This window comes from Chthonobacter albigriseus (assembly GCF_013839445.1).
GTDB classification, from domain to species: domain Bacteria; phylum Pseudomonadota; class Alphaproteobacteria; order Rhizobiales; family Pleomorphomonadaceae; genus Chthonobacter; species Chthonobacter albigriseus.
In genome coordinates, this window is record NZ_JACDIT010000006.1 from 22,024 (window position 1) to 48,407 (window position 26,384).

Below are 26,384 nucleotides of genomic sequence, written 5' to 3' on the forward strand. Positions count from 1 at the left end.
GCAACCTTAGTCTGCACGAGAAAATAAGAGTTTTGAACTCCACAGTAAAAAGCAAAGAGGCGGGCGATTTTTTAAGTAAATTTATTGAGGGTCTAGATGTCGCCACCGCAAAAAGCATCTGGAAGCTGGGCCAAATCCTGAAGACCCTCGAGAGTAGTATGGCGCTGACGGCCTGGTGTTTTCACCTGTATCGAGAGACCGTCTACGGTAGGACTGGAAAGGATTCGAAGGCAGAACTCATAGAGTTTTTGGAGCGCTTGGATGACGGTGCTGCGGAAGGTGGCGCCTCGGGTGTTCTCTCAGCTGTTTTGGGCAGTTGGGTTGCCTGGGATCGGAACAATCTTGAAAAGAGCGTTCCGCGGAACGATAGCGTCATATTGCGCCACCTGACGCTGTTCGTCACGCCGGTATCGGCTCGGACATTAAGCAATTGCCCGGACGTCTGTCGAATCGCCGACAAGAACACGACTGCGCTACGCGCCGTAACCGCAACACTTGAACGCTTGTCTGCACGGGGTTTGCTACAGAAATTTAATAAAAATAAATATCAGGACGTAACATACGTCATGCATGATCAGATCAGAGAGCATTATGCCCGCAGCATGGGCCTATTCGTTCCAGACGGAGCCGAGAGAAACCATTACCAAGCGTCGCTCTACTGCACACAGCCTCGTGACCTACCTACCCCATCTATGGAGCATTTCACGTGGGTTCGAGATATCGTGATGCACCAGATCGATGTGTGCCGTCAGATCGTCGGAGAATACTACTCCAAAAACGACCCGCGTCCAGTTCAAATTGAAACGATTTCGAGAGAATTGAGGCTGGCCAGAGCTGTAGCGCAGTCTCTACAAGCAACTTACGGAATCCTGAGAGGTGGTTTTTCGATCGCTGTCCTTGCTCGACTTCCCTTCACTGAGGAGGATGTTGAACAAAAAAAACCATTTGGCGAATTCCGAAATTGGCTTCGCAGGCTAATCAATGCCGCAAACGGCCTAGACGAGATGATCGATAAGATCGACAGAAAGATTGAGAAGCGGCTGGAGAATTCAGGTATTAAAAATGGCGAGCAAGCGAAGCTTCGTGAGAAAAGGCAGACTCTGTCGTATCTGCGCCCTTTATTCATGGAGGAGATCGCCTGGCTCCTGAATGAAAGGGGCCTTGTTTCATTCGTCCAAGGGCGAACCTACGATGCCGTCCAGCATTTCCATCGGGCTCATCAACTCGTCCGACACACACGCGATGCGAGTGTCCAGGAGAGCGCCTATTTCGCCATGGAACGGCGGATCCGGCTCAATTGGATCGCGGCCCAGATCGACCGCGGTAACATCGTCAAGGCTCGGGATGAGGCGGTCTCCATCCTCGACCACACGGCGGAGTTCGACTGGTCGACCCGGAGCGTGACGAATCTCTACGCCCGAGGATACTTGGCCCTGTCCGATCACCTCTCTGGAGCCGTCGATCCTGCCAAGAAAAACTACCTGTCGGTGATTGATGGATGTAACGAGCAGGGAAACATGCGCGGCGTCGCCATCTTTCGACGTCATCTCTCGGACCTCTACGCCAGTCAGGAACGTCTGGACGACGCCCGTGAGCAGATCAATCTGGCGGTCGCTGCGGCGGCGAGGTCAGAGCAGCAGGACGTGCTCCATGGATGCCTTTTGACACTTGCCAGTCTGCTTGGTCGGGGCGGAAACCCTCGAGGCGCACTCGAGCGATTGGATCAGGTCGACACCTACGGTCGACGTGCCGGGATCTTGAAACTTCAAGCCGATGTGCTGCGTATGCGCGCGGAAATCATGTTCCAGCAGGGGGAAACCGATCAGTCCGCAGCCCTCGTAGCGCGCTCAATCGCGATCTGCAACCGACACGGCATACGTCTCCGAAAGCTGCACGCTCTTATCCTCTATGCGGAGATTATCCAGAGCGAAGGTCAAGACGAACACGCTCGGAACCTGCTCATCGAGGCACGGCTGAAATGCGAACGGTTGGGCTACAACACCAAGGGTGCTCGAGCGCATCGTCTTCTGAATCGCTTTGCTCATGAACGAAGGGGACAGACCGGGAGTCTATTGAGCGATGCAGCTAGGACGACCGGTTCGGCATGGAGCTAGTGTTCGACTCAGTTACGGACGAGAGGCTGAGGTGCTCCCCGTTTCCCGGACGTTTTAGCGGCGCTGCGAAGCTTGTTTCTTCCCGTCGTAAAGCCGCCAGTCTGATGCCATCGGCACCCTGGCGGACTTCCTCCGGCGTCCGTCCGCCTAGTGCCGGGTGTGGCCGTGAGCCGTTGCAGGAGGTCACCAATCGTTCGAGCCCGGCGCGGGCTTCGGACCCGGTCTCGGAGGCGTGGAGATAGATGCATTCGTATTTCTGCGACGTAAGCCTCCGGCGACACCCGCCTTGTGGCCGCTTCCGCGCCGATCAAGGTTCGCCCTTAAGTCCAGACCTAAGGTGATCATCTTATGAAGGTCGAAGTGCTCGGAGCTGAACGCCAGAGGAGGCTCGGTTGATCTGAACAGGTTCCGGGCGTTTTCAAAGTGGTTTTCCGCCTCGGTTATGAACCGCCCTGGGTTTGCCGGAGGCTCCAACTCCTGAGAAGGTGGAGCCTCCATGGGCAATACGATCAACAAATCTTCTCCCGAAGTCCGCCAGAGGGCGATCCGTCTTGTGCTGGATTGACCTGCCACTGCTTCTTTCCTCCACGTGGCGTTAGAGTCCGGCCTGACGAGGGACGGACAGATGAAGCGAGCACGGTTCACTGAGGAACAGATCATCGGGGTGCTGAAGGAGCACGAGGCAGGCGCCAAGACGGCCGACCTCGCCCGGAAGCACGGCATCTCCGAGGCGACACTGTACAACTAGAAGGCCAAATACGGCGGCATGGACGTGTCCGAGGCCAAGCGGCTGAAGGCGCTCGAGGATGAGAACGCGAGGCTGAAGAAGCTGCTGGCGGAGTCGATGCTCGACGCGGCGGCTCTTCGTGAACTGCTTGCAAAAAAATGGTAGGGCCCGCCGCCAAGCGCGAAGCGGTCGCGCATCTGAAGGCCGTGCTCGGCCTGTCGGAGCGGCGGGCCTGCAGCATCGTTTCGGCAGACCGGACCATGATCCGCTACCGTTCTCGCAGGCCGGCGGACACGGCGCTGCGTGAGCGTCTGCGGGCTCTGGCGAACGAACGGCACCGGTTTGGATACCGTCGTCTCTTCGTCCTCCTGCGCCGGGATGGCGAGCCGTCGGGCATCAACCGGGTCTATCGGCTCTACCGCGAGGAGGGACTGACGGTGAGGAAGCGACGCGCCCGGCGGCGCGCGGTCGGCACCAGGGCGCCAATCCTCGTCGAGGCGAAGGCGAACGCCCGCTGGTCGGTGGACTTCGTCCATGATCAGTTAGCCTGCGGGCGGCGCTTTCGGGTCCTCAACGTCGTCGACGACGTGACCCGCGAGTCCCTTGCGGCGATCCCGGACACGTCGATCTCCGGACGCCGTGTCGCGCGGGAACTGACGGCCCTGCTCGCCCGGCGCGGCAAGCCGGGCATGATCGTCTCCGATCACGGGACGGAGTTCACCCCCGCCTTCGCGGGGGCAGGCTCTCGAACGCCATGCTCGCTTGGGCGGCTGAGCATCGGGTGACCTGGCACTTCATCGCGCCGGGCAAGCCCATGCAGAACGCCTACTGCGAGAGCTTCAACGGCCGCATGCGCGACGAGCTCCTGAACGAGAGCCTGTTCTTCGGCCTCGACCATGCCCGGGCGAAGATCGCAGCCTGGGCGGACGAATACAACCGGATCCGACCTCACTCGGCTCTCGGCTACCAGACCCCGGCCGTCTATGCGGCCAATCTCTCCGCAATGGCCAATCGGCTGCGCAACCCCGACCAGCTCCGCCGATCGGCCATTGCTCCACCCGCGCCAGACGGCGCACAATCCGCCGAGACTCTAGTCGCCGCTGGATGAAGGTTCAGTGGCAGGTCACCCAGCCTCGTGTTTCGATGGAGGCAGTTGATGAGCGAAGGCGGGAAGGAAGCCGTTCGTGTCGACGACGATGTCGTCGGTGCCAACGAGGTCCGCCGGCTCGAGGAGCGCGTCCGCGACCTCGAACGCATGCTCGGCCGCAAGACCTTGGAAGTCGAGATCCTCAAGGAGGCCCTCGACCTCGCACGGGCAAAAAAAGCGATCTCGCTGTCGAGCTCTGTGCTGAGGGACGGTTCCCGATGAAGGCCGTCACGGACACGTTGGGCGTCTCCCGATCGAACGTCGCCGAGCGGGTGCGGCGATCGAGACCCAAGCGAGGACCACAGACCCGGGACGGCGACCTGGAACTCTGCGCCGAGATCCGCCGCCTCGTCGATGCTCGGCCGACCTATGGATATCGGCGGATCGCCGCTCTTCTCAGGCGCGAACGCGCCGCCGCCGGACTGCCAACCGTCAATGCCAAACGGGTCTATCGGCTCCTGAAGAAGCTCGGCCTACTCCTGGCCCGGCACACCGGCCGCCGTCGCGCCCGGGAGCACGACGGCCAGGTGGCGACACTCCGATCCAATATCCGCTGGTGTTCGGATGGGCTGGAGTTCACATGCTGGAGCGGCGAGGTGGTGCGCGTCGCCTTCGTCCTCGACTGCCACGACCGGGAGATCATCGGCTGGACTGCGACAACGGCGGGTCTTTCCGGCGAGATGATCCGGGACATGATGGTGCAGAGCGTGGAGGCCCGCTTCGGGGCACCGCGCGCACCTCATCGTGTGCAATGGCTAAGCGACAACGGTTCGATCTACGCGGCTGCCAAGACCATCGACATCGCGCTCGCCCTCAATCTCGATCCCTGCTTCACTCCGGTCGAAAGCCCCGAGAGCAACGGGATGGCCGAGGCCTTCGTGAAGACGTTCAAGCGCGACTACGTCCGCGTGAGCCCAATCCCCACCGCCGCTGCCGCGATGGCGGCGATCCCAACCTGGATGGACGACTACAACGACGTCCATCCCCACAGCCGGCTCGGATACCGCTCACCACGCGAGTTCATCAGAACCATGTCGAAGCCCGCCGAGTGTCCGGTCTGACGGGGTCAACTTCACGCTCCCAATCCAGAATGGTCAAACTTTCTCGCTGAATTGTTCGGACCGGCTACGCTGCTCCCTGCCATATCCCGCTACATTCCCCTGCGCCTACTATGGCTTCATATCCCAGTCGTTAACCGACGCGCCGCAGCCATATGCGCTAAAGGGCAGGACGAGGTAGCATCGAGGCAACACTATCAGCAGAGTAACAGCTTCACATCCTACCAAACCGGATAGAGACATCTTCCAATTGCTTGAGAGGTACTGGAGATAAGACGAAAGTCTCGCCATTATTCTCCTGCTTCCACACGAAACCGTGCACGAAACTGTTCGATCCACTCACCAGCGGAAGCAGTCTGGGTTTCCTGCCCGATCTGAAGGTACCGTCCCAATTAACCTTCTTAGCGAGGCTTTTGGCAATCTGCAGATCGAGCCGAATTCGGTTGATTTCATTTTGTGTGAAACCAAACTGGTCCGGGCTACTGCACAGAACTTCATCAACTTCGACAAGCCGCTCCCGCCCGAAATCAATTGGGTCCAGCTGATAACAATGCCAATCTGCCATAATGTCTCCCTCCAAACCACGAGAAGGCTAGGTCGGCACATATAGGGGTGTCAACCCTGAACAGGCGCAACATGTGGTTCGGCGGGGCAATATGGGGCCTGGATTATATACCCCCGAATCACTTATCCTACGCATGCGTGACAGAGGTTAGCTGCGTGCAGACACCACCGGGTGCCGGCGCTGACCTTGAGGCGGGAAAGCCGTGGGCAAACCGCCGCGCTAGGTAGACCCAATCTCGAAGGGTCCCGGCTGGATCGCATCAACGTATCCGTACTTTACGGAGCGATGATGCACGACCAGCTCTGCAGCATCGCTCCCCGTTCAGAGGAGTGGCTGCAATGTCCAGCCCGGAGAAATTCTATACCATTAGGGAAATGGCCCAGGCGCTCGGGCTGCCGTACTGGAAAGTTCAGCGGGCAGCTAAGGCCGGCTGTTTCCCGGTCCACCAGTTTGGCAACTCTCGCCGACTTCTGCTCATGTCTGAGGTTCTGGCCTACGCCGGTTGCGGATGCCGTTCGGGAGATGCCGAATGACACCCGAGCCGACCGCCGAAGCTGTCGAATTTCTCCGGTGCTTGGCACCGGATGAACCTGCTCACCTTGTGGCCATGCCGCCCGACAATCGCCCCGTGTGTCGCACCTTCGACCCGATCGATTTCGCAAAGGTCCGCGACTGGATCGAAGGCAAGATGGGGGCGGAGAACATCTACTATCATGTGAACGTTCTGAAGGATGGAGTTCGCGACAAAAAGGCGACCAAAGCGGACATTGAGCACGCCCGCTGCCTCCACGCTGATGTCGACGACCTAAACGCGTTAGATCGCATCCGTAGCTTCTCCCCTCCGCCTTCGGTGGTCGTGGCGAGTGGTGGCGGCTATCAGGCGCTTTGGCTCCTCAAGGAGCCCTCTTTCGACCTCGACCGAGTGGAACGCTGCAACAGAGCTCTTGAGCAAGCCCTCGGCGCCGACCACTGCCACAACGTGGACCGCATTCTCCGGCTCCCGGGCACTATCAATGTGCCGAACGCGAAGAAGCGGGCGGCCGGCCGGGTAGCGGTGCCGGCGCGTGTCGTCGAAGCGAACTGGGACCTTCGGTATGACCTGGCCGACTTCAAAGAGGCGTCCCCGCCCACGGCGGCAGCCGCCACGAGTAGCGTCGAGGTCGTGCCGATCGGCCCTGAAGACCTGCCCGGAGCGCTCACCGCTTACGAGAAGGTGCTGATTGCGACCGGCGATGACCCGGTCAGGCCTCGCGGGTCGGAGAACGCGCGGTACCCGTCCCGCAGCGAGGCGGTGTTCCGGGTCGCTTGTGCACTGGCCCGAGAAGGTTGGGAGGAAGCCCGGATCGCCGGCGTCCTCATCAACCCTGTGTTCGGCATTTCGCAGTCGATTTTGGAGAAACGGAATCCAAATAGATACTCCGTGAAGCAGGCCCGGGACGCCATTGCTGCGGTTGGTGACGGCTGGCCGGACGTCGACAAGAGCATTAACCCTCGACCGACCTTCCGCAACACGCTGGTCGCCTGCCAGCGGCTCGAGATCCGGTTCGCGTTCAACCAGTTCAAAAGCCGCAAGACGCTCAGCGGCTACGAGCTGGAGGAGCACCAGGGCGAAATCAGCGACGACGCCGTGTTGGCCATCCGGGGCCTCATCCTGAAGCGTTTCGGATTCGACCCGCGGTCCGACAACGTCCGCGACGCGGTCAATTTCCTCTGCATCGAGAACGCCTATCATCCCGTTCGGGAGGAGATCGACCGGCTGACGTGGGACGGTGTTCCGCGGCTAGACACCTGGTTGACGACCTACCTCGGCGCCGAGGAGACGCCACTCAATCGGGCCATCGGCGCCATCCTGCTGATCGCGGCCGTGCGGCGGATCCGGAAGCCCGGCACCAAGTTCGACCAGATCGTCGTCTTGGAGGGGCCGCAAGGGTCGGGCAAATCAACCGCGGTTCGGATCCTTGCTGGAGAAGGCAACCACTCGGATCAGGAGATCATCAACCTCGACGCCAAGGCTCAGATGGAGATGATGGAGGGCGTCTGGTTCTATGAACTCGGCGAGCTCGACGGCCTCAACAAGGCTGAGGCCAATCGGATCAAAGCGTTCGCGTCCCGGACCGTCGACCGGGCCAGACCTGCTTACGGGCACTACTCCGTCGCACGCCCGCGACAGGCTGTGTTCGTCGGCACGACGAACGAGGAGAAGTACCTCAGAGACCCGACCGGAAACCGGCGTTTCTGGCCAGTCATGACCAGCGCCATTGACCTTGAGGCGCTCGCTCGCGACCGTGATCAGTTAATCGCCGAGGCAGCCAGCCGCGAGGCGGCCGGCGAGTCCATCGTTCTCCCGACCGAGTTGTGGGCCCAAGCCACTGCGGAGCAGGCGGCCAGAACCGAAGATGACCCGTGGATGGATGCGGTCGAAAATGCCCGGCCCCAGGTGGTCGACGGGATGTTGCGCCACTTCACGACGAACCTTCTCGCGAACATTCTCGATATCCGGCCCGACCAGCAGAATCAGGGACACACCAAGCGGCTGGCCGTCTTGATGAAAAAGCTTGGGTGGAAGCCAGTCCGTTTGCGCCAGGGCGGGCGCGTGATCCGCGGGTACGAGAAGCCGAGGCCGGACGGCTACGTCTTGCCACCGAAGACGCCAGAGTCGTTTTGAGAGGCCAAAGGGACCGGGTCGCTGTAGCGGGTGTAGCGGGTGTAGCACGTGTAGCGGGACCCTTATGGAGGTCCCGTGCGCGCCACCGCTGCCCCGCGCTCGGGTCAGCGTTTTCCCATCCCCACTCAGGGAGAACAGGTGTGACACGTCTACTGTGCGCTAAATCAAAAGGGGAAAGAGGGGGGTCGGCCGGCAGCCGCGGCGTGGGCACCTCCCCAGGTGTGTGCCACACCCGCTACACCCGCTACACCCGCTACAGGCCGCGCCGGCAGTGGCCGCCTACCTGTCTGTCCCGCCGCTGACTTGCGATTTCAATCCTGGTCCACTTGGAGTCAGGTATTCGCAGACCCGCCTTCGTCGCGGCCTCTGAATAGTCGCGTCGTCCAAGGTTACACGCCAGGTTACAAGCTGCCGCTTTGGCCGGAATACCTGGCCGCGTCGCGATTAATTGTGTCGGTTACACAGCCGTGTTTTCGTCTCGTTTTGACGTTCTCGTTCAGGCTCATCGTCATGGAACTCGTTATCAGCATCACCACGACCGTCCGCCGCCGGAACCTTGCTTCCGGTGAGCGCACCTACAAACAGTACTACGCTAACTACCGCGACCCAGAGTCCGGCCGCCGGATCCGCCGGGCCTTCAACACCCGCCGCGAGGCGGAGACGTACAAGGCGGAGGTGCTTCGGCGCTTCGCCGAGGGCTCGTTCGTGGACGAGCGGAGGGTGCCAACGGTCGCCTCCGCGGCAGAGCATTGGCTGGCGACCAAGGATGGCGCGGTCAAGCCGAGCACGCTGAAGAACTACCGTGTCGTCGTCCGCGGCGCCATTGTCGGTCCGCTCCTCGTCGGGACGAAGCAGCAGCGCGCCGACTTCACCGAGAAGGGGATCACGCCGAAGGGCGCCCGGTTCTTGAAGCTCCTCGGCGACGTTCGCCTGAACGACCTCACGACGGCGCAGATCCGCCAGTGGCATAGGCTCCTGTCGATCGAGGTCGCTCCGTATACCGCCAACCGCGCTATGTCGCACCTGAAGTCGATCCTCGCACTCGCCGAAGAGGACTTTCGGGTGCGGGCACCGTCGATGCCGACGGGCATCTCCCGCGGTCGGGGCAAGCTGAAGAAGGCGATCCTCAAGCCGGAGGACATTGCCCGGCTGATCGCCCATGCCCGGACCGATGACGAACACGGCCTCTACTACGCGTTTCCGTTCCTTGCCGGCACGCGGCCGTCCGAGCAGCTCGGCCTTCTATGGACCGACGTCGACTTCAACCGGAGCGTTATCCGGATCTGCCGCGTCCAGGAGCGGGACGGTTCGCTGACCGACATGACCAAGACGGAGGCCGGCACGCGCGAGATCCCGATGAGCCCGCTGCTTCGCGCGATGCTGCTCGACTGGCGCGACCGGTGCCCGCGGAAGGGCAAGACGCTGCATCGGGTGTTTCCCGGACCTGGGCGCCTGCAGCCTTGGCCGAAGCCGCGGATCGGCGGCGGTGGGGTGCTGCTCTACCAGAACTTCCGTCGGCGGTACTGGGAGCCCGTGTTCAAGGCTCTCCGGCTTCCCTACGTGACGCCGCACTCGGCCCGACACTCGTTCATCTCCACACTGCAGGCCCAGGGCGTCGAGGTCGGCCTCGTCGCGCAGATCGCTGGCCACGCCAATCCGACCGTCACGCTCGGCCATTACACGCAAGCCGTTCGCGGCGGCGAGAGCGCAATAGCGAATCTCGATGAGGCATACGCGCTGTGACGGCTGCAATCGGCAGCGGCAGCCAATCGCCGGCTGCGATCCCCGCATAATTGTGGGCGATATCGGGCCCGTGTTTTCCTGGATTGTAGAAATTCGGGAGATCCGAGCCATGTCGAAGTACCGCGTCGAAGACCTGGAGACCGGCGATGTCCAGACCCTCACCCTCGAAGACGCTGAGGCGCTGACGGAGATCGACCGTCACGAGATCGAGTGGGCCATTGAGGAGTGCGGGACCTGCGAGACCGACCGGTTCGCCATCACCGCCTACGAGGCCGCGGCCCAGTCCGCCGCATGAGCCAGGGAGCGGCCACGGGACGGGCGCTCCTGCCGCCCGCTACCGGCGTACCGCCCGCCTGCTCACGGCCGCCGGCGTAGCACTCCTGGCCTCAGGCGTAGCGACGTACGTCAGGGGCGCCGGGAGCGGGCTGTCGGGGGTCCTTCTCCGTGCGGGGGCGATGCCTCGCATCCTCCCCCATGTGCGATGTTGCAACCACTGTCAGAGGGACCCGGAAGACACGACGGAAATGTCCGGGGTAAACAGTCAGATCTCCCTCGCTCCGGAAGCGGATGCTCTGCTTAAGATGCACCAAATATCCTACAGCCGGGTAGCTTCAGCCGCCGCATCTCAGGGGCACCAACCCATCGTACGGGCGTTACTCTGGGCTTCTCCCGTCCAGGCAAGCCGACGGAGTGTTCCGCCTTCCGGTAGCTTTCCGTCACTGGCATGCACTCGTCTCCTACTACAGAACGAACGCCTCCGGGGAATTCGTGGATCTCAATGCCGTCATCGGCTCCGCTCCTCTCAGCCGGTATTTTTCATACTGGGAATTTAAACTCGAATGCACCAGTTTCCCCGGGAATAGGCCAAGCCTAAGAGAGCGTGCTCCTTTCACGGTGCCAAGCTCCTGTTTTACAACACCGACAACCGTACGGGATGCGACCAGGGGTTCTCAAGTTTCTGCCCAGGAAAAATAAGGTCTTGATCCCTAATTCTATTCGAATTAGCTTGGAAGAGCGTTGAATACTGAGATCCTTCGCCCGTTATTCTCTTGCTGATCTTCCACAGGCTATCGGCAGTGACAACCTCTATGAAGCCATGCTCAGAAACCAGAGTATCCTTCGCCAGGCCGGTGCATCCGAGCTCGACAACGTAGGAAGATATTATCTCTCCGTTTGCAGTCTTTTTAACTACCCGAAGCGCGGTCGCAACTGACCCCACCCTAATCTCAAAGGTGTGGTGCATAACACCATTGCTATCATAGGGGGCCACGGAGATAATCTCTCCGTCCGCCGATATTTCGGCGCTAGCAGCTTGCGGATCAGCATCCTCGAGCAGCAGATTGAAAACAGTCGCTGCAGCGCTTGCAGTGAGCGTTATGCCATCGTCGTCCCAAGCATTCCCGCGGAACAGGTCAGGATAGCTGGGATCGAGGACGGGCGCGAAACCCGATCCTAGCCCGGCAGGATCATCAATGCCAGCCGCAATCTTTCCCTTAAACAGCGCCATAAAAAGCTTTTTACGCGCGCGGGGATCGACCCACATCCGCATTCCTAGGCGCCTCGGGCACGCCCGGTCGTAATAGCCGTATCTTAGGTCAACATCTGCGCTTCGGTTCGAAAAGTCCGTTTTATCATAACCTCCAATTCTTGGATGGGGGGGCGAAAGATCATGCCATTGATCATTTCCATCGATATTCTGCAAGAACCCGAACAGAATGTTTTCGGACGCGACATGCTCATCACCATAGAGATTAGGTCCGAAGACAGAATCCTTTATACCTGCCGCGCGCGAGAGGTTGACAAGCCCGGTTCGATCCAGCATCGCAAGCTTCGAAAGGACTACCGCGTTGTAAACGGCGTTGAATCGAGCTTTATCAAACGTACCATCTCTGATGTGCATCTCCTCCAGAATGCGTTGCGCCGCATCAGGAATGAGGAGCAAGTTTTGACCACTCTCATCCCTCGACATGACCTCGTTGAGCTCCCCAGCCCCAACTGGCTGGGTAAGTCCTTTGAATATATATGTCGTGTTCGTGTTTGCGCGCTTATCGAATTCCTGTAGCAGCGCTGAAACTGCGACATTGCTCACTTTCTGCTTCACTTCCTCCAGCTTGCGCTCCAGTCGAGCCTTCGCCTCGAAAATTTCTTGGGTAATTGGTGTCAGTTCAGCTAGCGATTTTTCGAGCTCCTGCAGCTCCTGCTCAAATTGCTGCACCCCGTTCCAAACAATGCAAATGCCTTCGGTCGCTTTGACGGGTACCGCAAACAACCCACCACCATAGCAGACGATCCACTTTTTTAACGGCTCCGTAATACTGGGTTTGGACGGATCAATGGTGTTAACGATCGCTTGTAGATTAGCTCGAGTCCATTCGGTCATCACAACTGGCAGGTTATCCCTCCAGATTTCAAAGTGGCGCCGGAACGCATTGCCAAACGGTTTATCACCAACGAAGGCAATGAACTGATTAGTTAATGCTATGCGCGTTTGCAGCTCTACCTCGATAATGTCAAACGCTTCCCGAATCGCGTCTTTGAGTTTGGGAGTTAGTTGATCAATCTCGCGCCGAGCATCAGCTATGGCCTTCTCAGCCTGCTCGATTAGAAATTTTTTAGCCAGCCGAGCAGGGTTTAATTCTAGAACTACGTCGCACAACTTGTCCAATGGCCAGGGCAGGTTTCGGCAAACTTCCTTGGCAACTTTCTCTGGAAGATTGTTGAATTCGTCTATGAGACGCTGCAGCTCCACAAGCTTCGCTGCCACGTCCAGATGAAGTTTCGCCAAGTTCTGCGCTAAACTAATTGTTTCAGTCATCCCTTTCTCAATTACGTCATTCCGAAGCCCTTCAATCTTATGTAGTTCGGTATTTACGTTTTGCACAAATTTTGAAAGATCACCAGCATAGTTATTAAGCTCTGAGTTTACCTTGTTTGAGAGCCTCTGAACCTCCTTCGCCAGTTCCTCGGCGATGGGAATTCCTGCCGCCGCTTCGGCTAACAATCTTAGGACAAGAGCCTCTAGGTCAAACAGTTGTCCGTCTTCGGCGAGAAATCCATTGAGCGAGCGGTGTAGGTCATAGACGCCCGTTAAGTGGCCAGCTGTTCCGGACCTTTTGAGTTGCTCGATCGATTCTGGGTTCAGCAAGAATTTACGAAGAATTAGGTCGCTTGGGAAGTTTAACTCGCCATCCGACTTAATAAATTCGTGCAACGGTTGCGCCGCCCCACTGCCATTATTCAAACGGGGTAGATAGTTAGATATAAATGTCTCAATATGTATGTGACGAATGGCGGCCCATTCGTGTTCAGACAGGTCGAACACGTCGCCAGCGTACTTGTTCACGAAGGTATGCGCGAACGCGTCGGCTGCCGCATGTGTGAGGTAACCTAGCGCAAAGGCCAGCTCTGCCCCTTGTAGGCTCGGGTCTCTTATGAGGTGCTGTAGCCATTCCGAAGTGCCCCAACCGCCAGGAACAGACGGGTGGATAACCATTTGTCCAGAGAATACGTCCGGGAACGCGTCTGGCCCAAGGCTGCCGAGTAAGAAGCTCTTGGGGTGGTTCCTGAGGGCTGCACGGTATCTTTCGCTGATCCGAATCGTTTTAATTATACCGCCAATTTCGATTTCCAGGTCACCGTCCCGAAGATCGTTGAGTACTTGCTGCGCCACCCAGATGTGGACGTCCACCTTGAAGGCATGCGCCGGAGGTGTGAGGAGCATCACAACAAGTAGAATGCAGGTTGCCAATCCGCGGGTGAACATCGCATCCTCCTCAGTGGCACGCTGTCGCGGTTCGGAACGCCAGATTGAGACAAAAGACTGTGCGACGCAAGGGTGTTGGGGACCCTGTCTTGATTGCCGCCGATCTGCGGGCATATAGTACTAGAAGGTAGCTAGTGGCACGAGTTGGCCGAAGACCGGTGTCTAGGGGTCGACGATGTCTTGATATGGACGCGTTGCGCGATATGAGACGACCTGGAGCGGATGAACAATGACGCTTACGAAGGCCCTCGCAGCAAGCGCTCTAGTAATTTATGCGGCTTTCGCGAGTCCCGCTTTGGCGGTTGACTTGGAAGCATATCGCGTGGTCTGTAGCGATACAGATGCCGCCATAGCGAAGGCCGCCGTTGCTGAATCTGGACGGCTCGTGGGTGTGGCAGAATCCGCGATCCCGCCGGTTAACTCGGTGGAGGGCAATGCCTTCAAACGCTGGTTCGGTGGTCCAGAAGGAGACACCGATGCAAATCTCGAGAAGATCTTCTCCGGGATGAGGACTACTTTGATAATCAGTAAAATCTGGTGTCCAAATCTTACGCTACCGGATGAAGAGATCGGAAGAGATACTATAGCTTGGGTGCCCGCTGATACGACGGGCGAACTGTTCCTCCAATCTTTGTTCTTCTCTCTATCGACTAAAGGGGCGGATTCTCAAGCAGGCACAATCCTCCATGAAGTTGGCCACCTGTCACCATTTGCTAACGTAGTCGATACCGACGTGAACGGCGACCAAGTGCCGGACTACAGCACCGAGGATGCCGAGCAGCTCGCGCGTACGAATAAAGCGCTGGCGCGCCGCACCGCAAACAATCTCCAATATTTTGTTGAGGATCTGGCGTACGGGATTCCATAAGCGATCGTCGCCCAGGGCGCCGCGACGCTTCTGGAGATGTATCCCGACCGGCTGTGGCTGGCACTCGGCAGCGGCGAGGCCATCAATGAGGCGATCACCGGCCTCCCCTGGCCGGAGAAGGCGGAGCGGAACGCGCGGTTGCGTGAATGCGTGGACGTGATCCGTTCGCTCTTCGCGGGCGAGACGGTGACGCACCGGGGCCAGATCACCTGCGTCTAGGCGAAGCTCTACACCCGGCCGGCGCGGCCGCCGAAGCTGATCGGCGCGGCGGTCTCGGAGGCGACGGCCCAATGGCTGGGGAGTTGGGCGGACGGGATGATCACCGTGCACGCCGAGCCGGACCAGCTGCGCAAGGTCATGGACGCCTTTCGGCGCGGCGGCGGCGAGGGTAAGCCGATCATGACCCAGATGGTGGTATCCTGGGGCACTACCGAGGAAGAGGCCTTGCACGAGGCGCACCAGCAGTGGGCGCCGAACCTCATCGGTGGCGACGTAAACTGGGAGCTGCGTCGGCCCTCGGATTTTAATCTGGCTAAATGATTCGTGCGGCCGGAGGACGTGCGTTCGTCTTGCCTAGTGTCGGCGAGCGCCCAGAAGCATGTGGACTGGCTGTCCGAGTTCGTCGCGCTCGGGGCGGATGAGCTGCAAGTGCATGCACTCGGGCGAAACCAGGACGCGATATCGAGGCCTACGGCACGTCGGTGCTGCCGCACGTGGCCCGGGATGTCGCGACGACCAGGACGATCGAACCGCGTTGACGTTTATGGCTGGAGGACTCACGGCCGGCCTTGACATCGATCGGATCCGAACCAGGCGACGGCCATAACAGAACGGCCGTTAGCGCAAGGCGGGGATGGCGGAGGCGCGGCGCTATCACTTACTCATCATCATGACAGCCGCTTCTTCACAAGCGGACTGCTGATGTCGCTGCGGGACGGCCCCGGCGGCTTTCTCAAGATAATGAGGGACCGGACGGAACACCTCCAAGCCCAGCGCAACCGGCTCCGGCACCTTGATCAAATGCGTCCCCTGGCGCATGCCGCCGGACGATTAGGTCCAGAGACGCTGTATCAAGGACCGTCGGCCAGCAGTTCACCGCAGTTTTGAGCGGGGATTCCTGTGCCGGTGGCCTGCAACGCCGAGGTATTCGGTCGGGCGCGTTTTAGATCATTTTCAGTATAGCTGCCGGGCTTCTATCGTCGGAAATCGTGTTGGCCTGGGTCTGCGAAAGGCCATGATTCGGCATGCGGCACCGCCGACGTCAGTTCCGGTTCAGCCCATCTCGCGGCTTTGCAGCTTCAGCTTCCAGCGGACCTCCATTGAGAGAATCTCATGAGCCGTCTGTGTATCGTAGAACTGATCAGCTGGATAAGGCGATTAGTTCGGTCGGTGAGGATCAGCCGCAGTTAACATTCTGGCATACCTCCCGAACACACTCGCGCAGCCAGCGATGAGCAGGGTCGGCGTCCATGCGCGGATGCCAGAGCAGCGAGATTGTCAGGGCGGGCAGTTGGAAGGGCAGAGGCAAGGTGAGCAGGCCCTCCCGAAGCGTGCCCGTGAAGCGCTCTGGGACCGTTGCGATCGAATCGGTTGCACGGACGAGTGCGAGCGCTTCCGAAAAGCTCCCGACCTCGGTACCCGCCGCCCGCTCCAATCCAAGGCGCGCCAGCCCTGCATCGACCGGGCCGCGAGCCGAACCACGGCGCGAGACGAGCACGTGCCGAGCAGCAGCGTAGGCCGTCGCGGTGATCTCGCTCGATACCAGTGGATGCCCGGCCCGGACTACCGCCACGAACCGGTCTCGGAACAGTGCCTGCGCCCGGATTTCCGGTCCGATGTCCTCACCGAGCACTCCCGTCTCAAGGTCCACTGCGCCCTCGCGGAGCAGCAGGCTGTCCTTGTCGGCTTTCGGGAGAAAGCGAAGCCTGGCCCCGGGTGCATCGAGTGCCACCCGGGAGACGAGAGCCGGTCCGAAGTTCTCCACGAATCCTTCGCGGTTTCGCAGTGTGAACACCCGGGTCAGGCGAGCAAGGTCCAGGGTTTCGGCTGGCCTGAGGACCGCCATCGCTTCATCGACGAGGGAGCCGACCCGACCGCGGAGTTCCATCGCCCGGGGGGTCGGGACAAGGCTGCGGCCCGCCCGGACCAGAAGCGGATCGCCCGTGGTCTCCCGTAGCCGCGTCAATGCCCTACTCATGGCGGACGGGCTGAGTTGCAGTCGCTTGGCTGCCCCGACAACACTGCCCTCCGAAAGGAGCGCGTCCAGGGTAACGAGAAGGTTCAGATCTGGCTGACTCATGGCTGCACAATAACACAGCCTCCGGATCGTTGCGTCTCATGCACTGATATCCTGCGTTTCATGCGCCTTCCGCCTGTTCAGCTCCAGGCCTACTCATAAGGGCACACACCCAATGCGGAGATCCGCGCCATGCCGTCTGCCCGCCTGGCCATCGCCAGCCTCTCTCTCTCCATGCTGCTGTCGTCGCTCGGCACGAGCATCGCGAGTGTGGCCCTGCCGACATTGAGCGATGCCTTCAACGTCCCGTTCCAGCAGGTCCAGTGGGTCGTCATCGCCTACCTCGTCGTCATAACCAGCTTCATCGTCAGCGTCGGCCGCCTCGGCGACATCGTCGGGCGCCGCAGACTCCTGCTGGCCGGCCTTGCTGCCTTCACGACGGCATCGGCCCTCTGCGCGGTGGCGACGAGCCTGCAAGCACTGGTCGTCTTCCGTGGCATTCAGGGATTGGGCGCGTCCGTGATGATGGCGCTGACCATGGCCCTGGTCACCGAAGCCGCTCCCGAGGAGAGGACCGGCAGCGCCATGGGATTGCTGGCCACGACCTCTGCCGTGGGTACGGCGCTTGGCCCCTCCCTGGGCGGGATGCTCATCGCCGGCTGGGGTTGGCCGGCTGTCTTTCTCATCAACGTTCCAGTGGGTATCTTGGCCTTCGGGTTGGCCTCACTGTACCTGCCCCCAGACACCAAGGCCGGGACATCCGCTGCTCGGTTCGACGGCTTGGGCACTGTGCTCCTGGCGAGTTCAATGGCAGCTTTCGCCCTATCCATGACCCTAGGGCGAGGCCATTTTGGTTTGCTGAATGGCGCGTTGGTCGTCGGCGCGGCCGGAGGAATGGTTGTCTTCCTCTTCTCCCAAACGAGAGTCGCGTCACCGCTCATCCGGCTGGCGTCCTTCCAGGACAAAGGCTTCAGTGCCGGGCTTGCCGCAAATTCCTTGGTCTCGACCGTGATGATGGCGACCTTGGTGATTGGACCGTTCTACCTCACCGGTGCACTTGGGCTTCGCGAAGTGGAGGTCGGCCTGGTGATGTCGATTGGGCCGATCGTTTCGGCATGCGCAGGCGTGCCAGCAGGCCACCTTGTGGACCGCTATGGCGCATCGCGAATGGTGCCCGCAGGCCTCATGACGATGTTGGCCGGAGCTGCGGCGATCGCAGAGCTGTCCAGTCCGTATGGGCTCGTCGGCTATGTCGCAGGAATCCTCTTATTGACCCCGGGATATCAGCTGTTCCAGGCGGCCAACAACACAGCCGTCCTGGCCACTGTTGCCCCCGGCGAGCGCGGCGTGCGGTCCGGCATGCTGAACCTGTCGCGCAATCTCGGGCTCGTCACTGGTGCTTCAGCCATGGGGGCAATTTTCGCGATCACCGTCGGAACGTCGCCTGCCGGTCCCGGGGATCCGAACGCGGTCACCTCGGGCATGCAGATGACGTTTGCAGTCGCTGCTGCATTAATGACGGTAGCGGTTGCGCTGGCGATGTTTGGCCGGATTGTGGTCCAGAAAACAGCCGCCAACAATGTGTACAAAGCGTCTAGCCCGGATCACTAGTTGCGGTTCAGCCCCATCTCGCGGCTCTGCAGCTTCAGCTTCCAGCGGACCTCCATCGCGAGTATGTCGTCCACTGTCGCTACGGACCCTGCGGCCTCCAGGATGGAAACTTGGTAGTCGCTCATCTACGCAGCTGCATCAGCTCTTGCGCCCTGCGATGTATAACCGCTCGGCTTCCTCCAGCGTACCGCGCCAGGAGTGGTCGACATGAGCCGTTGAACGCTGATTCCCTGTCCGGTGAACGGGCGCGCGGGACTGCAAGGCGGTTGGTTCAGAGCTGGTTATCCTCAAGCCGCGGTGCGGGTCCCGTCTTGCCGGCCTTAACCCATTCGACTTTCCTATGAAGGAAGGTCAGGGCTGCTTCCAACGCATCCTTGCGCTGCTGGAGTCGTCCGATCTGCAGCTGAAGAATCTCAACAGTCCGCTCCGAGGAATGCTCGCCTGCCCGGTACTCCTCGTTAAGAGCGAGGATCTCTCCAAGAGTGTAGCCAAGCGTCTGCTGAAGCCGGATCATTCGAGCAGTAATCACATCCTCAGGCTTGAACAGCTGGTACGCGCCTTCCATTCCGGCTCCGGCGCGTCGAGCAGATCCCGCATGGCCTGCCAGCGGACGGACGGATCGGAATCGAGCAGCCAGGCGATCACGTCGGGGTTCATGTTTGTCTCCGGTTGAGGCGCCAAACCGTCGCGACCAGCCTTGGTTCGTCACATCCGAAAGCCTGCCTAGAGCTTGCACCCTATCCAGCCCTTGAAGGTCAGCGCGGCATAGAACAGTTCGACCTCCTCAAGTCCCGCCTCGTATAGCACCGCCTCGTCCTCTTCCGGCGTAAGCGCTGGGAGGCGCTCCCTCATTGCTGCGATCATCTCGCCGCTTCGCAGGCCGGGTATCCCCGATCCCGCCAGGAAGGCCGCGTTGCGCCGAAGCCAGCGATCCGGGTCGGCATCCGGCTTCGGGAAGCTGTGATGAATCGCCACGAACGGCGCACCGGGTTTGAGGCGCTTCACGACCTCTCGGACGGTTCGGAGTCTCTCGTTCCTATCGAGGAAGTGCAAGACCAGCAACGCCGTCGCCCCATCATTTGGCCCTCGGGAGCGTCTTCGATGGTGCCGAGGTGGAAGCGCACTCTGTCGACATCGCCGCCCAGAACGGTTTCCGCGTGACGGATCATCGCCGCGGACGGATCGACCCCGTCGAAGCGCCACGTCGGGTGCATGTCGATGGGACCATTCACCTACGCGGACCAGTGCGTCGAATACGAACCGAGTTCCAAGTACGACCCGGCCACAGCCGACTCCGCTAATAGGCCTAATCTCTGGACCATTCTTCAATCGAACAAATCATCAACGATTTTGGCGCCGCCCGCTGCGTTGACACTAACCGCGGCGTAGAGATTCCGCATCAGAGAGAATTCTTCCTCTTCCTGGGTTACGGTAAAAAAAGCATCACCTTTCCCTCGGATAATACGGAATGAGTAAGCAGTCTCTTCTGTCTCTTGATCGAACAGGAATCTAAAGTGAATATTTGCATCCTTTAGGACAGCGAAGTAAGCGCTCTCGGCGCCTTCTCTCCAAGTAATTTGGCCCTCGTTTGTGGCTTGCAGCAGTCGATGAATAAAAGGTCTTATTGGAGTTGGTATCATTGTTCAGTTTCCGACATTCTTGCGCTTGCGGACGCGGTGACATGGGCTAGCATTTCAACGAGCGTTCCCTTCAGGCGTCCGAAGGCTTTTGGTTTAAGTGGGCCAGGCGCGCTGATCGCATGCGATTGCAGTGCGGCTATTGCTAGGCTCTGAGGGGAATTCTTTTGGTCATACGCCGCGTAGAACTCCGCAGAGTATAGCTCAATTACTCGCGATAGCAGCGAGATCGAAACCCAACCCTCTTTATCGAGGTCCTGCAAAGAGCTTTTGATACACAATTGGCATTCAGCTGCATTTCTGATTTTGGTTAGATCAGTTATTCTTCGATTTGCTGAACGAGCGGCTTCCCTAGCTAGTTCGGATGCAGATCGGGCGCGCCAAGTCTCAATCACGGCGAATACGACGCCATAAAATGTGAGAAAACCGCTTGCAGTTGAGAATACCGCGACGCGATTACTCCAGAGTTCTGGGACATACCCTCCTGACGCATAAGCCAGTGAGGTAATGATTACAAGCGAAATCAAATGAACTATCTTGCTTGAGTTCAATTAAGACATCCCGTCGAGTGCAGCCCGACTCTTAAACGGCAGAGATTCAGTTTTTGTAAGGGTACAACCTCCGCTTAGACGGCGTCCGCTTGCTTGCCCTCGCGCCGGTGACGAGGTGTGGAGCTTTCCTGTAACTTGACCGGTCAGGGGCTTGACAGATTCCGGAGCGGTTCGCGAAGCGTAGCATATCAAGAACCCCTCTTGCCAAGATACACAATCCTTTTCTTCAGCATAGTCCGGCGCCGCCACCGTGCAGTACACCCGAACCAGTTCATGAGACGCCCGTGTGAGGGAACCCGCCTTCAGATCAAGAGTACCCACGTCACATGACGGCTACGTCCGCCAGCGCCGAAACCCACGCTCGCAAGTTATGCTCAGCAACCTTCGCATCTCGGACCTCCTTTTCGGCATGAGCGACATATGTGTTGCGGAAGTCGTTGACCATCGTCACTTTGTCCAGCAGTGCACGCGCCCCCTCGACGCGGAACGCAGTCGTCACAGCCTTGAACACGCCGTCCACCTTCGTGTTGTCGTTCAGCGCGAAGTCCAAGCAGGAACGAAGCAGGCCGATCACGGAATGTGGGTTGCCGTAAACGAGCCCGCGTTTCAAGTTCTTTGCCATTCCATTGTAGTGGTCGAGGCGTTTTTTATCGATGCCGCTCGGCATATAGGGTTCAAACCAATCCCGTTGATCGACAGGCTTGGCTGGAAGCTGCGACTGAAGGCGGGAAACGATCACGGCCTTGCACGCCTCGTCGAAAGATCCAAGCAAGGCGCTGAACACAGGCGCGAAATTAGGGGCCTCGGTCTTCTTCTCGAAGAACCGATACAATTCGAGCGCATCAGTGGCCGCCTTCTTGGCGCGAAGCGGGAGCCGGTCGAATGTCTCCTTGCCGAAGAACTGCTCTGCGTCATTGTCTGACTTCGGACCGAACAACGGAAGTTCGGGCTGCGCGGTCGTCTCGCTGAGCAAGTTCTGAAGTGCCGGGACGCACGCTCTCGCAAGATCGGCGAAGCGATTGCCAGTCAGCCGCTCCATGACGTTCTGCGGGGTAAAGACGTAGGTCCACTTTATCCCACCTTTCGAGGCGGCCTTGCACCACTCGATGGCAGCTTGCGCCTTGCGCGGAACGTCGCTGTCTTGGCGTCCTTTCGTCTCGACAAGGGCATACTCGCCCGTCTCCATCCGAACGAAGAAGTCCGGGCGATAGAACGCAAGGCGTTGGTCAGCCGTCAGGTAGTCGATGCGAAGCGCCTGCGGGCCAGCATTCTTGGCGAAGGCGACAACATCGGCGCAATTGTCGAGGAACGCCGTCATGGCGACTTCAAGCGACTGATCGCATGGAACGAGGTTGAAGAGCGTATGCTTGGCTTTCTCGACGGGCTTTCGCTCGGAAAGCGTCGCCTGAAACGGCTTCCAGTTCCGAAGCTGCGTCGATGCCCCGTTCGGTCGCCGCTTCTCCGTCTTCACAGTGCGCGCCCGGATCAGGGGAATGAACACCGCCCGGATGTGCTCGCGAACATCCTGATCCGCGAGGCGGCTTGTCAGCCGCTTGTCGAACAGCCCCGCCTTCTCGGCGAATAGGATGTCTGTGAGGAAAGTCTGAAGCAGAGGCGCAAGGACAGGATGGGTCGATTGCACCTTGCAGGCGGCTTCCAATTCGCGAACGTAGAACGAGATCGCTGTGACGCCGTTCTGAAGCAGCGGCAAGCTGATGTTCATCACCTCAACGACTTCATCGGTGATGAGGTGGCGACCCTCGTAAACGACATCGACCGCGCCTTTACTGCCAAGAGGCAGAGGTGAGTAGCGCGCGAAAGCACCTTTCACGTCTTCGATGGTCAGCCCTTCAAGCTTCGGCTGGATTTCGTGAGCCGCCGTCAATGCTGGAAGCGCGATGTCGAGCGCCGTCAGGTCTTTCGACTCGTCCGGGAAAATGGTGACGGTCGTGGCGGGAACCTTGTCAGTGTCCAGCACCTCAATGGGTAGGCCTTCCTGCTCAAGCTCCTGCTCGTAGAGGCTGGAAAAGGCGGGATGTTCGACAACGGTCACAAGCTCGTTGGCTTGGCCGGGCGCGGTCATGCGGCGAAGGCCGCGACCAAGGGTTTGCTCGGGAAGGATGTTGGCGACAGAGCTATAGGGACGTAGTGGGACGATAGTCGTCACGTTCCGGACGTCCCAGCCTTCGCGAAGCATGAGCACCGACACGATGCACGAGTAGGGACTGTCGGCGCGGTCAAGCTCACGGCTGATGCGCCGGATTGCCTTCAGGTCGTCGTCACTGATGTCCTTTTCGCTTTCCTCGAACACCTCGATGGTTTGGCCGCCGATGTTTCGGCGTTTCACCGACCCCTTGAGGTTCGTATGGAGATTTATGGTCTTCCCGTTCAGTTCCGCGAACACACCATCGGCGTTGAGACGTGCCGTGATCTGGTTCGCCGCGTCCGTGTCGGTGCACATGACGAACAACAGCGGCTTCTTCCCGCTCTTTTCCCATTCCGTCCGGCTGCGCTTCCACCGCTCATAGCCAAGGCGAAGATGGGCCTCGTAGCGGTAGGCCGCGTCATCATGGGCCTGCTCAACCAATTCCTTGGTGCGACCGATGATCGGCGTCTTGACGATACCGGCGTCAACGGCCTCGCCAAGGGGCGTGTCGCAAACGACATGCGGAAAGATGCGGCCCTTGTTGTCCTTCGGCGTGGCCGAGAAATCCAGTTGCGCCCTCAGGCCGCTGCCGGTGCGCTTCCTGATCGCCTCGTGCAGCCATCGAATGGCCTCACTCCAAGCCGAACCGGGGTCCCAAACGTGATGGGCCTCGTCGTTCAAAACCATGATGCGCGGATGCGACGTGATGCGGTCGCGAAGCTCTGCGCCTGTGTCGAGCGCTTTGGACTTGGCGACGGCGGGGCCAGCCCAATCATAGGTCTCCGCCTCGGAGCGGCTTCCGCTGCGCGGCTCGAACAGCCGATGGATATTGGTGAGATAGAGAATACCGCCCGTGCTCGCGCCACTGGCCTCGTCCTGGAGCACACAGGTGAAATTCCAGTCCCCGCGCCATTCCGGTGGAATGAGGGGGTCTTTCTGGAAGATGTCAGGACCGCCGCCTTCGGGACGGAAGTCTTCCTTTAAACGCTCGAAGACGGTGAGGTTCGGCGCGATGATGACGAAATGCTTCGCCATCTCGGAGCCGCTTTCTCGCAAGGCGTGGAAGTAGCTCCAAACCATCGCAAGGCTCATGCACTTGGTCTTGCCTGCTCCGGTCGCCAGCTTGAAGGCATAGCGCGCCCATTCGTCATCTTCGGGCTTGATGCCGAGCGCTTCGGTTTCGGCGTTCGGTCCGCCGTACTCGAAGATGAGGGATGAGAGGGATGTGAGGCGGCGAACCTCGATCAGATAGATGAAAGTCTCGATGGCCTCCCGCTGGCAGAAATAATAGCGGAAATCGAATTCCTCGCCGCCCCCGTTCATCAGCCGGTGCGGACGCTCGAACCAGTAGGCCAAAAGTTCGCGGGTGGTGTCGCTGGCTCCGAAATAGTTGAGTTCGCGCCATTCTTTCACGGCGGCGCGAAGCGGGTTCACCATTCGAATGGGTGATTGCCGACGATAGGTTTTGATCTCAGGCGGTTGCCCTTTCGCGCCGCGAATGCGGTGCTTGCTCGGCTCCTCCCAAGGTGCGAACAGCGGTTCGAGCGCTGCCACGTTGATCGAAATTGTCTCGGCGGGTGCGTCGGTCATATCTCGATCTCCACCGTGATGCTGGTGTCGCAGCCGAACACATCCACCACCTTGACGCAGGCGGTGTATCGACCCGGCGCGTCATAGGTGAATTCAGCGTCGCTCACCGTTTTCAAGGAGCGGTCCTTGCGCGTACGGTAGTCCTGCCAATGGTGATTGAAAGGCTTTCCCGGCACCCAATCGAAATCCACCGCCCAAAAGTCGATGAAATCGAAGCCGCTGGTCATCGCGCGTTCCTGTAGGGCTTCAAGCTCCTTTGACGGCACTTCCGTGAGGCTTGGCAAGAAGTTCTTCAGCTTGATGTCCACCGACTTGCCCTTCGCGGCCTTGCGGATCACAGGTTCGGCCTCAAGCAAGGCCACCTCGAAGAAAGGGGGAACCTCCGTGCGGTTCTTCTCCATGATCTCGCGCGGGATGCGGTGCAGCCTGATCTTTACATCAAGCTCGGTCTCTATAGCGGCGATGGCTTGGCGAATGTCCATCTCGAAATCCCAAGCGAGGCAATGAACCTGCTTTCCGCCTGCTGCTTTGACGGCAGCGGCAACCGCCTTGGCTTCCTCGCGCGAGAAAATGCTGTCGATCCCATCGACATGCACGAAAGCTGCCGCTTTGCGGGCGTGGATAAGCGGCGAAGGTGCGTTTGGCAGCGGCTCAGCGCGGAAGAAGTTTAGGACGACGGTTCGATGCTCTGTTTCAGCGCCATTTAGCGCGTCCTGCTGCCACCATTGCCGTTCGTAGCGCCCGAGATTGAAGACATCGAATGACCTGTAAGGAACAGACTTGTCGTGTAGGTCACGTTGGACCCCTATCATTCGCTTTCGAGTAGTATGAATTGCAAACCTACCCAAATCGGCCATCAACCATCGCCGCCCTAAGCGTTCTGCGACGGCTCCAGTCGTTCCAGACCCACAAAAGAAATCTGCTACGAGATCACCTTTATTGCTCGATGCTTTGATCAGTTTTTCGAGCAACGCGGTTGGCTTTTGCGTTGCATAGTCAGTTCGATCATTCGAGGACTGATTTTCCATCGGAATGAAAAACGAATCATTCGGAGGTATTCCCGCTCGAAGATAATCCCTAACAACTAACTCAGGATTTGTAGTTTCCCACTTTGGATCTACGTCTTTTGCTCCTTTGATGGGACTGCCCTTGATGAAGCGGCCACAAAGCCGGTAAGGACCGTTTTCATCTCTGAGTCGATATTTTTTGACCGTTACATCTGATAGCGGTTGTATTACCCCTTCCACGTTCCAGTTGAAGGTCCACTTGGCACCCTTCTTGTACAAAAGAAGGTCATCGTGCTTTCTATTCCAGAACCGGTCACTACTATGCCGTGTTTGATATGACCAGATTACGTTATTTAGAAAATTATCCTTTCCAAACACGTCATCCATAAGCAACTTGATCGAATGCCCCATCGTGTTATCGCAATGCACATATATGCACCCTGTCTCTGAGAGCAGATCACGCATAAGAGTGAGTCGCTCGAAGAGCATATGAAGATACGAGCCAGTCCCCTTGCCCCAAATATCACGATACGCGACCATCTCCATTATTGATTGGTCTTTATAAATGTGCTCGTCCTCCTCACCAAGAGGAACGTTAAGCTTGAAATCTGCGCCAACATCGAACGGCGGATCAATATATATCAAGTCTATCGAATTCCTGAATTCTGCTGCGAGTGCAGCGAGAGTGACTTTGTTATCTCCCCATATAAGTCTGTTTCTGAAGTCATCATGATGAGCCTTCTTCTCGTCAAAGAGCGTACCTTGTGCATGTGATCTAGAACGAGGCTCGTCGATCGTCTCAATCCGTTGCAGCGGCATTGCAACGTTGGCTACGTTGACCTCTCGGCGGTTGCCGAACTCATCGTATTTTCCCTCCCACACCAATTCCGTCCGCATTTGCGAGAGCGGGTGCGGGTTACCGGGGCCGTAGGCGATCTTTGATTTTTCGGACATGT

Annotated in this window: 16 protein-coding genes and 4 pseudogenes; 9 read left to right on the plus strand and 11 right to left on the minus strand. The window is 59.0% G+C overall.

Annotated features, from left to right (window positions below; all coding sequences use genetic code 11):
- The first annotated feature begins 32 nt into the window (after positions 1 to 32).
- Entirely contained in the window at positions 33 to 2,114 is a 2,082-nt protein-coding gene (locus tag HZ321_RS15520; protein WP_181703309.1) for a tetratricopeptide repeat protein, read from the plus strand.
- 91 nt (positions 2,115 to 2,205) lie between these two features.
- Here the strand turns inward: HZ321_RS15520 and HZ321_RS21700 are convergent.
- Positions 2,206 to 2,385 (minus strand): annotated as a pseudogene (locus tag HZ321_RS21700) (integrase core domain-containing protein); the annotation flags it as partial.
- A gap of 354 nt (positions 2,386 to 2,739) precedes the next feature.
- Here HZ321_RS21700 and HZ321_RS15530 point away from each other — a divergent pair.
- Positions 2,740 to 3,949: pseudogene (locus tag HZ321_RS15530) on the plus strand (IS3 family transposase).
- Between the two features lie 9 nt (positions 3,950 to 3,958).
- Positions 3,959 to 5,049: pseudogene (locus tag HZ321_RS15540) on the plus strand (IS3 family transposase); the annotation flags it as partial.
- Positions 5,050 to 5,260: 211 nt separating this feature from the next.
- Here the strand turns inward: HZ321_RS15540 and HZ321_RS15545 are convergent.
- Positions 5,261 to 5,611 (minus strand): hypothetical protein, encoded by a 351-nt coding sequence (locus HZ321_RS15545; protein ID WP_181703312.1) that lies wholly within the window; start codon positions 5,609 to 5,611, stop codon positions 5,261 to 5,263.
- 529 nt (positions 5,612 to 6,140) lie between these two features.
- Between HZ321_RS15545 and HZ321_RS15550 the strand changes: the two genes are divergently transcribed.
- The 3 genes from HZ321_RS15550 (at position 6,141) to HZ321_RS15560 (ending at position 10,314) form a co-directional block, all read left to right on the plus strand.
- Complete coding sequence (locus HZ321_RS15550) at positions 6,141 to 8,276, plus strand: VapE domain-containing protein (RefSeq protein WP_181703313.1); 2,136 nt, start codon at positions 6,141 to 6,143, stop codon at positions 8,274 to 8,276.
- Positions 8,277 to 8,786: 510 nt separating this feature from the next.
- Entirely contained in the window at positions 8,787 to 10,019 is a 1,233-nt protein-coding gene (locus HZ321_RS15555) for a tyrosine-type recombinase/integrase (protein WP_181703314.1), read from the plus strand.
- A gap of 109 nt (positions 10,020 to 10,128) precedes the next feature.
- Complete coding sequence (locus tag HZ321_RS15560; protein WP_181703315.1) at positions 10,129 to 10,314, plus strand: hypothetical protein; 186 nt, start codon at positions 10,129 to 10,131, stop codon at positions 10,312 to 10,314.
- A 615-nt stretch (positions 10,315 to 10,929) separates the two neighbouring features.
- On the opposite strand, the gene HZ321_RS15565 is transcribed toward HZ321_RS15560, so the two are convergent.
- The gene (locus tag HZ321_RS15565) at positions 10,930 to 13,782 is read right to left on the minus strand and encodes a zinc dependent phospholipase C family protein (RefSeq protein WP_181703316.1); all 2,853 of its coding nucleotides are present in this window, start codon (positions 13,780 to 13,782) and stop codon (positions 10,930 to 10,932) included.
- Between the two features lie 229 nt (positions 13,783 to 14,011).
- Here HZ321_RS15565 and HZ321_RS15570 point away from each other — a divergent pair, with 229 nt between their 5' ends.
- Entirely contained in the window at positions 14,012 to 14,650 is a 639-nt protein-coding gene (locus tag HZ321_RS15570; RefSeq protein ID WP_181703317.1) for a M35 family metallo-endopeptidase, read from the plus strand.
- Between the two features lie 3 nt (positions 14,651 to 14,653).
- Positions 14,654 to 15,190 (plus strand): annotated as a pseudogene (locus HZ321_RS21705) (LLM class flavin-dependent oxidoreductase).
- Positions 15,191 to 16,046: 856 nt separating this feature from the next.
- On the opposite strand, the gene HZ321_RS15585 reads toward HZ321_RS21705, so the two are convergent.
- On the minus strand, positions 16,047 to 16,949 hold the full coding sequence (locus tag HZ321_RS15585; RefSeq protein WP_181703319.1) for a LysR family transcriptional regulator: 903 nt from the start codon (positions 16,947 to 16,949) through the stop codon (positions 16,047 to 16,049).
- Between the two features lie 129 nt (positions 16,950 to 17,078).
- On the opposite strand from HZ321_RS15585, the gene HZ321_RS15590 reads away from it, so the two are divergent.
- Complete coding sequence (locus HZ321_RS15590; protein WP_181703320.1) at positions 17,079 to 18,497, plus strand: MFS transporter; 1,419 nt, start codon at positions 17,079 to 17,081, stop codon at positions 18,495 to 18,497.
- On the opposite strand, the gene HZ321_RS21855 is transcribed toward HZ321_RS15590, so the two are convergent.
- From HZ321_RS21855 to HZ321_RS15620, 7 genes are all read right to left on the minus strand, one after another.
- On the minus strand, positions 18,494 to 18,622 hold the full coding sequence (locus HZ321_RS21855; protein WP_280514504.1) for a GIY-YIG nuclease family protein: 129 nt from the start codon (positions 18,620 to 18,622) through the stop codon (positions 18,494 to 18,496). The two genes, HZ321_RS15590 and HZ321_RS21855, sit on opposite strands and share 4 nt — an antisense overlap.
- Before the next feature lie 146 nt (positions 18,623 to 18,768).
- Positions 18,769 to 19,062: a MerR family transcriptional regulator gene (locus HZ321_RS15600; RefSeq protein ID WP_244635916.1), complete on the minus strand. Its 294-nt coding sequence runs from the start codon at positions 19,060 to 19,062 to the stop codon at positions 18,769 to 18,771.
- Positions 19,023 to 19,154 (minus strand): hypothetical protein, encoded by a 132-nt coding sequence (locus tag HZ321_RS21860; protein WP_280514509.1) that lies wholly within the window; start codon positions 19,152 to 19,154, stop codon positions 19,023 to 19,025. The genes HZ321_RS15600 and HZ321_RS21860 overlap by 40 nt, the downstream gene beginning before the upstream one ends.
- 66 nt (positions 19,155 to 19,220) lie before the next feature.
- The gene (locus tag HZ321_RS21540; protein ID WP_206682790.1) at positions 19,221 to 19,502 is read right to left on the minus strand and encodes a hypothetical protein; all 282 of its coding nucleotides are present in this window, start codon (positions 19,500 to 19,502) and stop codon (positions 19,221 to 19,223) included.
- Between the two features lie 631 nt (positions 19,503 to 20,133).
- Complete coding sequence (locus HZ321_RS15610) at positions 20,134 to 20,685, minus strand: hypothetical protein (protein WP_181703321.1); 552 nt, start codon at positions 20,683 to 20,685, stop codon at positions 20,134 to 20,136.
- 322 nt (positions 20,686 to 21,007) lie between these two features.
- On the minus strand, positions 21,008 to 24,421 hold the full coding sequence (locus HZ321_RS15615; protein WP_181703322.1) for a DEAD/DEAH box helicase: 3,414 nt from the start codon (positions 24,419 to 24,421) through the stop codon (positions 21,008 to 21,010).
- Positions 24,418 to 26,382, minus strand: a complete 1,965-nt coding sequence (locus HZ321_RS15620; protein ID WP_181703323.1) for a DNA methyltransferase — start codon at positions 26,380 to 26,382, stop codon at positions 24,418 to 24,420. Before HZ321_RS15620 ends, HZ321_RS15615 begins: the two co-directional genes overlap by 4 nt.
- Positions 26,383 to 26,384 lie beyond the last annotated feature (2 nt).

Coding starts and splice junctions, on each gene's coding strand:
- HZ321_RS15555 (WP_181703314.1), top strand. CDS start 8,787: ATGGAACTCGTTATCAGCATCACCACGACCGTCCGCCGCCGGAACCTT.
- HZ321_RS15615 (WP_181703322.1), bottom strand. CDS start 24,421: ATGACCGACGCACCCGCCGAGACAATTTCGATCAACGTGGCAGCGCTC.
- HZ321_RS21860 (WP_280514509.1), bottom strand. CDS start 19,154: ATGAACCCCGACGTGATCGCCTGGCTGCTCGATTCCGATCCGTCCGTC.
- HZ321_RS15545 (WP_181703312.1), bottom strand. CDS start 5,611: ATGGCAGATTGGCATTGTTATCAGCTGGACCCAATTGATTTCGGGCGG.
- HZ321_RS15600 (WP_244635916.1), bottom strand. CDS start 19,062: ATGGAAGGCGCGTACCAGCTGTTCAAGCCTGAGGATGTGATTACTGCT.
- HZ321_RS15570 (WP_181703317.1), top strand. CDS start 14,012: ATGACGCTTACGAAGGCCCTCGCAGCAAGCGCTCTAGTAATTTATGCG.
- HZ321_RS15585 (WP_181703319.1), bottom strand. CDS start 16,949: ATGAGTCAGCCAGATCTGAACCTTCTCGTTACCCTGGACGCGCTCCTT.
- HZ321_RS15550 (WP_181703313.1), top strand. CDS start 6,141: ATGACACCCGAGCCGACCGCCGAAGCTGTCGAATTTCTCCGGTGCTTG.
- HZ321_RS15620 (WP_181703323.1), bottom strand. CDS start 26,382: ATGTCCGAAAAATCAAAGATCGCCTACGGCCCCGGTAACCCGCACCCG.
- HZ321_RS21855 (WP_280514504.1), bottom strand. CDS start 18,622: ATGAGCGACTACCAAGTTTCCATCCTGGAGGCCGCAGGGTCCGTAGCG.
- HZ321_RS15565 (WP_181703316.1), bottom strand. CDS start 13,782: ATGTTCACCCGCGGATTGGCAACCTGCATTCTACTTGTTGTGATGCTC.
- HZ321_RS15590 (WP_181703320.1), top strand. CDS start 17,079: ATGCCGTCTGCCCGCCTGGCCATCGCCAGCCTCTCTCTCTCCATGCTG.
- HZ321_RS15560 (WP_181703315.1), top strand. CDS start 10,129: ATGTCGAAGTACCGCGTCGAAGACCTGGAGACCGGCGATGTCCAGACC.